The organism is Aliivibrio finisterrensis (assembly GCF_008933155.1).
In the GTDB taxonomy this organism is placed as follows: domain Bacteria; phylum Pseudomonadota; class Gammaproteobacteria; order Enterobacterales; family Vibrionaceae; genus Aliivibrio; species Aliivibrio finisterrensis.
Genome location: NZ_WBVP01000006.1, coordinates 25,406 through 36,606 on the forward strand (window position 1 = coordinate 25,406; position 11,201 = coordinate 36,606).

9 protein-coding genes are annotated in these 11,201 nt (G+C 37.0%); 6 read left to right on the plus strand and 3 right to left on the minus strand.

What is annotated here, in order from left to right; genetic code table 11:
- Positions 1 to 34 precede the first annotated feature (34 nt).
- Positions 35 to 1,216, plus strand: a complete 1,182-nt coding sequence (locus F8B77_RS07270; RefSeq protein ID WP_151654798.1) for a DUF5666 domain-containing protein — start codon at positions 35 to 37, stop codon at positions 1,214 to 1,216.
- Positions 1,217 to 1,361: 145 nt separating this feature from the next.
- Positions 1,362 to 2,267, plus strand: a complete 906-nt coding sequence (locus F8B77_RS07275; RefSeq protein ID WP_151654799.1) for a DUF808 domain-containing protein — start codon at positions 1,362 to 1,364, stop codon at positions 2,265 to 2,267.
- Between the two features lie 56 nt (positions 2,268 to 2,323).
- Here F8B77_RS07275 and F8B77_RS07280 read toward each other — a convergent pair whose 3' ends face one another.
- Positions 2,324 to 4,375, minus strand: coding sequence for an alkyl/aryl-sulfatase (locus F8B77_RS07280; RefSeq protein WP_151654800.1), 2,052 nt, complete (start codon positions 4,373 to 4,375; stop codon positions 2,324 to 2,326).
- Positions 4,376 to 4,562: 187 nt separating this feature from the next.
- On the opposite strand from F8B77_RS07280, the gene F8B77_RS07285 reads away from it, so the two are divergent.
- A complete protein-coding gene (locus F8B77_RS07285; RefSeq protein ID WP_151654801.1) occupies positions 4,563 to 5,468 on the plus strand; it encodes a LysR family transcriptional regulator in 906 nt (301 codons plus the stop codon).
- A 4-nt stretch (positions 5,469 to 5,472) separates the two neighbouring features.
- Here the strand turns inward: F8B77_RS07285 and F8B77_RS07290 are convergent, their stop codons facing one another.
- Complete coding sequence (locus F8B77_RS07290) at positions 5,473 to 6,489, minus strand: acyltransferase (RefSeq protein WP_208846109.1); 1,017 nt, start codon at positions 6,487 to 6,489, stop codon at positions 5,473 to 5,475.
- Between the two features lie 194 nt (positions 6,490 to 6,683).
- On the opposite strand from F8B77_RS07290, the gene F8B77_RS07295 reads away from it, so the two are divergent.
- Positions 6,684 to 7,649, plus strand: a complete 966-nt coding sequence (locus tag F8B77_RS07295; RefSeq protein WP_151654803.1) for a trypsin-like serine protease — start codon at positions 6,684 to 6,686, stop codon at positions 7,647 to 7,649.
- A gap of 71 nt (positions 7,650 to 7,720) precedes the next feature.
- Here the strand turns inward: F8B77_RS07295 and F8B77_RS07300 are convergent, their stop codons facing one another.
- Positions 7,721 to 8,848 carry an acyl-CoA desaturase gene (locus F8B77_RS07300; protein WP_151654804.1) on the minus strand — a complete coding sequence of 376 codons (1,128 nt, stop codon included), beginning with the start codon at positions 8,846 to 8,848 and terminating at the stop codon, positions 7,721 to 7,723.
- A gap of 202 nt (positions 8,849 to 9,050) precedes the next feature.
- On the opposite strand from F8B77_RS07300, the gene F8B77_RS07305 reads away from it, so the two are divergent.
- On the plus strand, positions 9,051 to 9,287 hold the full coding sequence (locus F8B77_RS07305) for a DUF3389 domain-containing protein (protein WP_151654805.1): 237 nt from the start codon (positions 9,051 to 9,053) through the stop codon (positions 9,285 to 9,287).
- A 788-nt stretch (positions 9,288 to 10,075) separates the two neighbouring features.
- Positions 10,076 to 11,197, plus strand: a complete 1,122-nt coding sequence (locus F8B77_RS07310) for an efflux RND transporter periplasmic adaptor subunit (protein ID WP_151654806.1) — start codon at positions 10,076 to 10,078, stop codon at positions 11,195 to 11,197.
- Positions 11,198 to 11,201: the final 4 nt, after the last annotated feature.

The following is an 11,201-nucleotide window of genomic DNA, read 5'->3' on the forward strand; positions in this document are numbered from 1 at the left end:
TAAAGTACATAATTTATAATAATTAGGTTAAAAAATGAAAAAAGTCGCTGTTTTATTATTAGGAACTGTAATGTTATCTGGCTGTGGGTCGGATGATTCGGGTGATACTGTATCCTCTCATGCTCAAGCAAACGTGATTGAAGGCACTATTGAGTCTATTAATCCTTTAGCTAATGAAGTAACAATGAATGGTGTTGATTATCATGTTACAAGTGTCTCTTTTGGTAATAAAGATGATATTTCATTGAATGATCTTAAAGCTAATATGATGGTGAGATTATCTACAAATGACGAAGCTAACTTACTAACTGTGAGTAATGCTAAATTAACTCTAGAACCAACTATGGTTGGGTTGATTACTGAAATTAACCCACAAACAGGTGATTTCAAAATTAATGGAGTAGCTCTTTCTGCGGATAACGTACTATTAACTGAAATTGATAATGGTGATTGGGTCATGATATCTTCATTACCCACTGCTAACGCTGGTTATCACGTATTATCTATTGTGAAATTTGAACCTGATGATCATGGCAAAGTTGAGATGGAAGGATTGTTAAATCATCTTGAAGATCATCAGTTTATCCTAGGTTCAAATTTAATCGTAAATTATGAGAATGCCCAGATTGAAGACAATGCTCTATTAAGCAATGGCCAGTGGGTTGAGGTTACAGGAACGATCGATGGTTTAATATTCAAAGCCGAAAGCATTGAAGTTGAAGGGTATAATGACTTAGACCAAAATACCGATATTGAAGGTATTATTACCAATGTGGCAAAGGATAAATCTTCATTTATATTAAATTATAAAGGCCGTTTTTTTGTTACAAGTAATACGATATATGAAGACGGTAAGAAAGAAAATCTAGCTGTTGGAACTTATCTTGAAGTGACAGCAAAAGAAGTTAATGGAAAAAACCAAGTGTTAGAAATTGAATTTGAAACACAGGATTCTGACGAGAATGATTGGCCTGATTCGAATGATATTGAATTTATTGGGAAGATAGTATCTGATAATGTTGATATTAATAAAACAAAGTCTTTTATTATGAATACACTTCAAGGTGAGAAAACAATATATATGACAGCAAGTACAGAATTTGATGATAATTTAACGATCTTAAATCTAGACACTGGAATGGATATTGAGGTTGATGCTTATTTAATCAATGGCCAGTACATAGCAAGTGAAATTGAGCGTAAAGATAACGATTAAGTTTTAATCGTATTGGAAACCACTGTCTTTAATAATTCAGTGGTTTTTTTCTTTTATGCCTTATCTAAAAAATAAGTCATCATAATTGATAAATTCGGCTTACTATTTAATGAGAACTCAAAAGAATTATTAAAAAGGAAACAAAATGGCTGGCCTAAGTTTATTAACGTTGTTAGACGATATCGCGACAGTACTTGATGACGTTGCTTTGATGTCTAAAGTGGCAGCAAAGAAAACTGCGGGTGTATTAGGTGATGATTTGGCGCTTAATGCTCAGCAAGTGTCTGGTGTACGAGCAGAACGTGAAATTCCTGTAGTATGGGGTGTAGCAAAAGGTTCATTTCGAAACAAGTTAATTTTGGTTCCTGCAGCGTTGTTAATCAGCTCAATAGCACCTTGGTTAATTACGCCATTATTATTGATTGGTGGCTTGTTCTTGTGCTTTGAAGGTGCAGATAAAGTACATGAAAAATTCTTTCATCATCATGATGCTCAAAAAGCACATAAAAAAGAAGAACAAACGACACCAGAAGATATTGAAGACTACGAAAAGAAGAAAATAAAAGGCGCGATCAGAACTGATTTTATTTTGTCTGCCGAGATTATTGTTATTGCTTTGGGGACGGTACAAGGGCATCCGTTTTTAACTCAAGTGTTAGTGATGAGTTTAATTGCTATTTTAATGACGATTGGTGTTTATGGCTTGGTGGCTGGCATTGTAAAAATGGACGACTTAGGCTTTTATCTTCAACGTAAAAGTGAAGGAAAAGGCGTGATGAGCTCTATTGGGAATAGCTTAGTTGCAATGGCACCAAAGTTAATGAAGTTCTTAACTGTCGTTGGCACCATCGCTATGTTCTTAGTAGGTGGTGGTATTGTGGTGCACAGTCTTCCATTTGTTCACCATGCGTTAGAAATCGTAGTTAGTTTACTTCCTACTATTCCTTATGTTTCCGTGACATTTCCGACGGTTGGAAATGGGGTGGTAGGGTTAGTAAGTGGTTTTATTCTTCTTGCTGTGATGAGTCTGTACCATAAGTTCAGAGCGTAATACCAAACAGCCGATGTGTTATACATCGGCTGTTTAGATCTTACTATGCTTTGTAATTAGTGTTTATGAGTGTTGTCATATAACTCAGCATCTACCTCTTCACCTTTTTCAGGGCGAGGGACAATTTCAAAGCTTTCATCTGCATGAGTTAGTGAACTTGTCAGTTTTTGTAGTACTGACTTATCGCCTTTTATCCCTGCTTTTTCATTTTCAATAAGTTCTACTAATGTTGTTTTCCCTAGTAAAATTTGCGAGATATCGGCATGGTTAATGAATAGCGTCGCATCTGCTTTTATTTCTTTATCTACTACAATATTGTTTAAGTTACCGTTAGACATTTCTACAAAGTAAGTTTCTTTGTTATCAGGCAGAAATACATTTAATGTGAATGGTGTGTGTTGAGCCTTTACTGAATCCACTTGTACTGCTAGGTAATCCAATAAGTTTTCAACCGTCATGTTTGCAAGAACATCTGGAGATGCAGTTTTTGGTGCACCAGGCAGTGTGCCAACACGCAACTCTTGAGCACCCGTTAGGTAAATATTTCTCCAACCAGCTCCTTCTGATTGATAACCTAGTTGCTCGTACGTGTCTGCTAGTAATTCACGAGCATCCTTGTTTTTTGGTTCAACTTGGATAACTTTATTCAAAACAGTGGCAACAAAGCGATATTCGCCTTTTTCAAAATCAGCCTCTGCCTTCTCTAGAATTAATTCACTGCCACCCATGTATTCTACAAACTTTGCAGATTCAGGTTTCACGGGTAGTGGGTTTAAGTTTGCAGGGTTCATGTCAAAGTAGCCTAAGTACATATTGTAAACAGCACGAGCATTATGAGAATAGGTTCCATGGTAACCATTGGTGTGCCACGTTTTTTGGATGCTTTCTGGCATTACTGTGTAAATTTCATCACCCATGTCTTGTAAAACAACACCGTTGTTCGCTAGACGTAGAGTTTGGTTATGCGTAAAACCGTAGGCATCACGCTGCATCTTTAAGAAATCAGAGATCTCTTCTGTTCCCCATACAGGTGCAGAATGTGAAGCAAACAGAACATCGGTGTCTTCTCCCCATGTCACTAGCATTTCATTGATTTTTTTAGACCATTTTAGTCCATCACGTACTTTTGCCCCACGAAGCGTATAAAGGTTATGCATGCCTTGGTAGGTTAGCTCTGCTGACCATAACGCTTTCATACTTGGAATGTAGGTAATCATCTCTGATGCCGCTTCTGTACCTGACGCATCCATAAATTGCATTTCTAACCCATCAATAACTAAGGTTTCAATTTCTTCGTTATGGTTGAGTTCGTAATCTGGCAGTACGTAAGTAATTGCGCCTTTTGATAAGCCTTTAGCTAACGCAGCATCAACTATGCCATGCTCATGACGATTCAGTGTCGCACCGTATTGATAAGCGGTACGGCGAGACATCGCGTTACCTGCTAATACGTTTTCATCAACAATTTCTTTGGTTATGTGTTTTGAACCATACACTTTCACATCAGGAAAGGCCTCTTTAATCGCTGCTGAACCACCGAAATGATCGGCATGTGAGTGAGAGTAGATCATGGCAACAACAGGTAAGTCACCACCTTCTGGTACATTCTCTTGGAAGAATTTTAATGATTGGCTTGCTGATTCTCGTGTTAATAATACGTCATAAGCGATCCAACCACTATCACTTCGGATAAAAGAGATTGAAGCTAAATCAGTGCCACGAACTTGGTATATTTTACCTGGAATTACTTCGTATAACCCTTCAGCTGCTTGGTTTAAAACGGCTTGTCGCCATAGAGATGGGTTTACTGAGTCAGGTGCATTATCAGCGTTAGCTACAGATGGGTCGATAAAGTCAAAGCTATTACGGATAATGTCACCGGTCTTTTTATCGAATGAAGCAATGAGACCTTTGTTATTATTTTCAAAAGCACGAGTATCAGAAAAGTTTAATGTTTTTGCGAAAGCGTCATTTTTCTCAATGGTTGTTTTGGTTGCTGGTTTGCCGCCTTGTTTACCAATTTCACTAAAGTGTTCATGGTTGTGCTCTGCTGCGATTGAACCTAAAGATATTGATGAGATAACAACAGCTAAAATCGTCTTTTTCATAAATCCACCTGTGTAAGTAAATTAGAACTGAATAATAAAATGATATGAGGAATTAATGCTTTGCCTCAGTGCTGGAATCTATATTAGTGATCTCTATATATTTAAAAAATAGAGAGAACTGTATACTTGATATTTATAATATAAATGGATTGATCGGTTTAATTGCAGGAATCGAAGGGAGCAGAAAATGCCAAAGCAAAAAGATTTCGATATGAATTTATTACGAGTTTTTGTTTCTGTATGTCAAACGGGTTCATTCACTAAAGCGGCAGAAGAACTTGATTTAACGCAGTCGTCGGTGAGTAATGCGATTCGTCGTTTAAAGGAATCTTTAGGCAGAGAATTGTTTGTGCGTTCAGGCCGTGGCATAGAGATGACAAATTATGGTGCGAGTTTGTTTAAACAAGTTGAGCCTTCGATTATGGTTTTAACAAATGTCGGTGACGAAGGTGAGGCATTTGATCCTAAGACATCGAGGCGAGCATTTTCTATTTATGCGTTAGAGTCAGTATTACCTCGGTTGCAGATACGATTAAAAGCATTGCTCAAAGAGAGTGATATTACGGTGACATTAAGAGAGTTACCGAGTAATGAAGAAGAGATTATTGATGCCTTGATGTTAGAGAAAGTAGATTTGGCATTGGATGTGATGAAACCAAGACAGTCGTCATTGAGAAGCATGGTGGTATCAGAGGATAAAATATGTTGTATTGCACGGTGCGGTCATCCAAGAATATCAGGAACTATTACTCGGGATCGATTTTTTGCAGAAGATCATGCGTTTTTAAACATTCGTCGCTTTAAACAAACAATAACAGACTACTTAGCTGAAGAGGTATTGCCGAACCGTAAAATGGGCAGTGAACATACTTCTATGATGGGAATGATGGCGTGTGTTGCTCAATCGGATGTTATTGGTATTAATTCGATTCGTTTGATTTCTCAGTATAAAGAGAGTTTTGGCTTGCAACTATTGGATGTCCCTTTTCCTGTACGAGCAACAAAAATCCATATGCTTTGGGCTACGAAATTTGAAAACAACAAAGCGAATCAATGGCTGCGACAACTAATCATCACAGCCGAACAGGGTTAATAAATTAAGGCACAAGCCAGGCTGTTTTCTTGGATTTAGAAAGTAACCAACTTAATCCAAGGGCACCAGCACCACTGAGTATAACCCAAGCAGGGATAACCCACATCGGGTTATGTCCTTGGTACCACACGTAATTTTTCATTGGCCATAAGAATAATGGATGGAGTAAGTAAATACCTAAACTGTAGGTACTGATAAATCCAACAATTTTACGTGAGTTATCTGAAAGTGATTCACCATAATAGCGACAAACAAAAAACAGCATTCCAGCGGCTGCAACGGTATTTATGGTCTTATAAGATAACCATCTACCTACCGTATATTCTCCTAATAGCAGACTTTGGCTTATCACCATATAAACCGTCGTTACTAATGCTGTAATACCAATTAACAGTGCGATTATGGTGTTCGTTTTAGTTAACGAAACTCGTTGGTATAACGCATAGCCTAACAGTAAGTAACCACTATACAACCAGATCTCTGTGCTCCAGAAACCTTTAAATTTGACAAGAAAGAAACAGGTAGTAAGTAACCACACACTAATAAGTGAAAAGAGAGCGGTGTTATCCATTTGTTGAACCATCACTCGAAAAAACGGGATAACAATATAAAGTGGAATAAAGTAATAAAAGAACCCTAAGTGGTAATAGGTGTATTCAAAAGGCAGATCGAACAGTATCGTTTTTGCTGCTTCAAAATCATAACCCTGCGCGGTTAATCCTGACAATAAAGCATAAAATACAGACCAGAAAATAAAAGGAACAAAAACCTTACCGAGTCGTTTTTTTACATAATACGGCGCATCAAACTCTCTCTTATCACTGAGCATTAATGCTCCGGTTATCATAATAAACACCGGCACTGCCCAGCGGCTCACACTGTTTACTGATACGGCTGTTGCCCACTGATCAAAAGGGATTGAATTCAACTCATGTCGGTAGGGAGCCAATACGTGAATCGCGACGACTGCAATAGCGGCGATACATCTTAGTAAATCAAAAAAGAAAACTCTTCCCATTATTTTCCTACTTTTTGTCATTCGTATTCGTTGATAGGTTATATCGCAAAAGAAATTAATAAATGTCTTTATATTGTAAGTATTTCTTCATTTGTGTTTTTCAGTTAAAAGTATGATTAATTGTTAAATATAAGTTAACACATTAACGTATATTTAATGTATTATTAACGCTCTCACTGCGGTATCAAGGGGGAAACATGAACGTACTCAAAGGGTTATTGTTATCAGTACTTCTTTATTCGTCTGCTTTAAAAGCGGAAGAAGTGGTAGTAACACCATATATTGTTGGTGGAAGTACTGCTGATGTAGCACATTACCCATTTATGGCTTCACTAATGTTTGAGTATGAAAGCCAACCGAATACGATTTATCCTTTTTGTGGTGGTTCAGTTTTAGATGCAAGTCATATATTAACTGCGGCACATTGTGTTTATGGTGTTGCTTCTTACCGTATCCGGGATATGAAAGTTGCAATAGATGCTAATAATATGCAGGATATGCTCGCTGCTCAAAGAATCGCAGTGAAAAATATTTATTATCCTAGTAATTATGATAATTCAACACTAATTAATGATGTAGCGGTACTAGAGCTATCTCAGCCTCTGCCGACATATACATCATCACATGCTGCTATATTGGGTGATTTAACGGTTGAGGGGCAGGGATATAGAGCAACTCCAGTGAAAACCTTTAACATTATTGGTTATGGTCAATTAGATTCAAGCACAGAAAATAGCCAAGTTGATTTTATGCAAGCAACGGTTGAATACGTTGCTCCTGATGCATGTGACATATGGGCTAATTTTATTACATCAAATAAGCAGATTTGCACAAAAGGGAACTCTTTTGATAGCAGTAATTTAGTGACAGCAACGTGCCAGGGTGACTCTGGTGGTCCATTAGTCTGGGATAATAATGGTGTAAAAACACAAATAGGTATTGTTAGTTTTGGCCCTAGCGTTTGTGGTGACGGTGCGTTACCTACGCAATCAGTATTTACAGATGTTAGTCAATATGCCGATTGGATACGTAAAGCTCAGAATGGTGAAATAGCAGCAACAAGAACAGCGACAGATTTAAGTGATAGCTCTGGTGGTACTCTTGGCTTTGCTAGCTTACTTTCATTGGCTTTGTTTCGTTTATATCGCCGTAAATATTCTTAATCTTTTATATTCATATCAATAAAATAAAAGGACAGCCAATTATAAGCTGTCCTTTTTACGTCTAAATAAGATTAAACATATTGTAGGACCAAAGAGTTCCACGCTTTCTTCTGCTGCTCAAACTGCAGTTTAATCTGCTTATGCTGCACACGAAGTAATGCTAATTCATATTGTTTTGATAATGCATTCTTTTGGTTTTCAAGCAGTTTCTTTTTAGAATCATAATAGTCAGACATACGCTCAATTAGCGCATCATACTCTGCTTCTAAATGTTCTTTAACGGCATGATAATTATGGTGTGATGCAATTTTATCTTCCGCTTTCTTACGTAACATAAGGGCTTTAGCTTTCTCGATTTTTGCTTGCGGACTTACTCGAAGTTTGTCTGTTAAGCCAAACCATGAACAGCTTTTGATGAACCACTTTGTCGGGTCATACTGCCACCAGTAAATACCATTGCGATAATCGTTCTCAAAAATATGATGATAGTTATGGTATCCCTCACCAAATGTAAATACAGCTAAAATGCCATTATCACGCGCAGTGTTTTTTTCAGTATAAGGCTGAGAGCCCCAAATATGAGCAAGTGAGTTGATAAAGAAAGTTGTGTGATGACTTAATACCAAACGCACAGCACCAACCACAAGTAACATACCGATAATGTCACCATAGATAACGCCAAGAAGCACTGGAATACCAATGTTCATAAGAAGAGCTAACGGTACATAATGATTATGTTGCCACATTACTACAGTATCTTTTTGTAGATCACGGCAATTGGCGTAATCGTTATAAGTTGCAGGTTGGTAGTGACGTAGCATCCACCCTATATGTGAGTACCAAAAACCGCGTTTAGCTGAATAAGGGTCTTTATCGTTATTATCTACATGACGGTGATGAACACGATGATCAGAAGACCAATGAAGTGCACTATTTTGCAGTGCAAAGGCACCACCTAAAGCAAAAATAAAACGTAAGGCAGGATGAGCACTGTAGGCTTTATGCGACCATAAACGATGATAACCTGCTGTGATAGATAGATTACAAAAACTGAAAGCGACTAATAGCCAGATCCAATGTTCACTACCTAAACCATTGTAATAGGCATAAAGAGGAGTCGCGACTAAAGCGAGTAATAAACTTGATGTAAATATAAATACATTTAACCAAATAATAGGCGGTTTTGATCCTTGATGCATAATAAATATCCCATTTAAGCGTACAGTTGTGCGCTAGAATAGTTTGTGCCGATATTATAGTCAAGAAAAGGCTGTGATGAATATGTAACAAATGTGATAGGCAAAAAATATGAGATAACTAGTATGGTGTAAAAGAGCACTTTCTATCAGAGAAAAGAGTATAATTTGAGGCTGTAGGTATTCTAAAATTGGGAAGTAGAGAATGAAAGTAACGTTTTCCGAAGGCGATATAATTGTAAATCCACACGAGATGGTAGTGAGGCTTAATAACACCTCAAGAGTAACCGTGCAGGCTGAAACTGATGCACTTACTTTAATTGGTGGGGCAAACGTAATAAGTGCCGTAGGTAGTGGAATGAAGTGGTCAATTAAACTCGATAATGCTGAGCAACTAGAGACGCTTGCTCAGGAATTAGGTATTGCTATCGAGTTTTATTAACTCGATCTTCTTTTTAGCATAATTTGTGGTTTATATCTGACTAAGGTTCAAACTACCTTGTTAAATGTATCTACGCACCGTTGATGTCTCGGTTAACGGTGAAGCCATTACCTTTATAATCTTTGATGAACCTATTTCCATCAAGAGAACTATCCCAAGAGCGAGTTTTAGATATGTATGATTCATTGTAGACAAAACTAGCTTGCGGTACTTCTTTGAATACCATTTTACACGCAATTTAACCCCGTAGTGGTTTGAATCAAGCATCTGGCGGTAAGTGTTACTGTGGATGCTAGATAACACTTTGAAGGCTGTATTTGCCGAATAGTGCTTCATTGTCCTATACAAAAGAGTTAGAAGCTCTCCTTGATTCTTTTTGCTCTTGCTACCTTTCTTGTAAAAGCACTTTCTATTCTTCTTCTGATTTTTGGGTTGTATGCCTTAATCCCCGCTAGTTTTGTTGCGTTTTTTTTGGTTATTTGTGATTATATGGTTAATTTCCTAGGTGACATTTAAGTTGTTGATTTTTTTGAATATGTAAGGCGATTTTGTTGAAGGAAAAACGTCAGAGATCTTGTGTTGAAGAGTTGTGAGTGATTTTATGTATGGATTATGTAGCAATTTGCTAATTTATTCGTTTTTTTTCTAGTTTAAACTATTATTTATTATTAAAGATAAATTAGGTTTCGATGTGTTTTTTCACATTTAATTTATCAATGATGAGGGCTGGCCGCATTGAAAATTAAGACTACTTGAAGCCGTATTAATAAATTACCGGAGTGAAAAAAATGGACATTAAGAAATCGCGGTTTGCTATTGTTGTTATCGTAGTTTCAATTATCATATTTGGAAGTGTTATTGGTTTTAACTTATTTGTGAAACATAAGATAAGTGTCACCTTAGCTAATCTGCCAACACCTGTTTATCCTGTTTCAGTTGAAAAACTTTCCCCACGCATTTGGCCGCAGCGTATTAGCGCTATTGGATTTATTGAACCTAATCAGGGGGCTAATATTTCGACCGAAATAGCGGGTATAATTAAAAGTATTGATTTTAAAAATGGCGCTAAAGTTGAACGTAATCAAACATTACTAAGCTTAGATTCATCAGTACAACAAGCCCAATTAAAAACTCTTGAGGTGCAATTACTATCGATTAAAGATGATTATTTACGCTTAAAAAAGTTGTACAAAGATCGCTCAGTATCAGAACAAATTTTTGAAACAGCAGAATCTAAATATCAAGCGGCGCTCGCTAATATCGATGAACTAAAAGCAGTGATTAAACAAAGAATTATAAAAGCACCATTTAATGGCGTTCTTGGTATTCGTAACGTTAATTTAGGCGAGTTTATTTCATCTGGAACCAGTATTGTTCGATTAGAAGATCTTTCTGTTATGCGTGTCCGTTTTGGTGTTCCTCAAAGTAAAATTGGAAAAATTAGCGTTGGTCAAAACATATCCCTAACTGTAGAAACATTCCCTGGCGAAGAGTTTAAAGGCCGAATTAATGCTATTGAGCCGACGGTAAGCAGTAATACTGGATTGGTTATGGTTCAAGCTGAATTACCAAATTCTCAAGAGAACTTACGTGGTGGTATGTTCGCTGAGGTTAACATTGCTCTTAATAATTTAGATAAACAATTTGTTGTTCCTCAAACTGCGATTGCTTTTGCTTTATATGGAAACTCGGTGTTTGTTATCCAAAAAGACGACAATGACAAGGTAACTCGGGTTCGACTGGTTAATGTTGAGGTATTACAACGAGATAAAAATAACGCATTAATTAAAGGGGATTTAACGTTTGGTGAAGAGATTGTTACTGTAGGTATTTTGAATTTAGGCAATAACACGGAAGTGAACATTGTACCAAATCAAATTTCTGTTCCAACTTCAATGCCAAAATTATAAGGGG

Excerpts from the sequence above, each read along its gene's own strand:
- F8B77_RS07270 (WP_151654798.1), top strand. The coding sequence starts at position 35 with ATGAAAAAAGTCGCTGTTTTATTATTAGGAACTGTAATGTTATCTGGC.
- F8B77_RS07280 (WP_151654800.1), bottom strand. The coding sequence starts at position 4,375 with ATGAAAAAGACGATTTTAGCTGTTGTTATCTCATCAATATCTTTAGGT.
- F8B77_RS07295 (WP_151654803.1), top strand. The coding sequence starts at position 6,684 with ATGAACGTACTCAAAGGGTTATTGTTATCAGTACTTCTTTATTCGTCT.
- F8B77_RS07310 (WP_151654806.1), top strand. The coding sequence starts at position 10,076 with ATGGACATTAAGAAATCGCGGTTTGCTATTGTTGTTATCGTAGTTTCA.
- F8B77_RS07285 (WP_151654801.1), top strand. The coding sequence starts at position 4,563 with ATGCCAAAGCAAAAAGATTTCGATATGAATTTATTACGAGTTTTTGTT.
- F8B77_RS07300 (WP_151654804.1), bottom strand. The coding sequence starts at position 8,848 with ATGCATCAAGGATCAAAACCGCCTATTATTTGGTTAAATGTATTTATA.
- F8B77_RS07305 (WP_151654805.1), top strand. The coding sequence starts at position 9,051 with ATGAAAGTAACGTTTTCCGAAGGCGATATAATTGTAAATCCACACGAG.
- F8B77_RS07275 (WP_151654799.1), top strand. The coding sequence starts at position 1,362 with ATGGCTGGCCTAAGTTTATTAACGTTGTTAGACGATATCGCGACAGTA.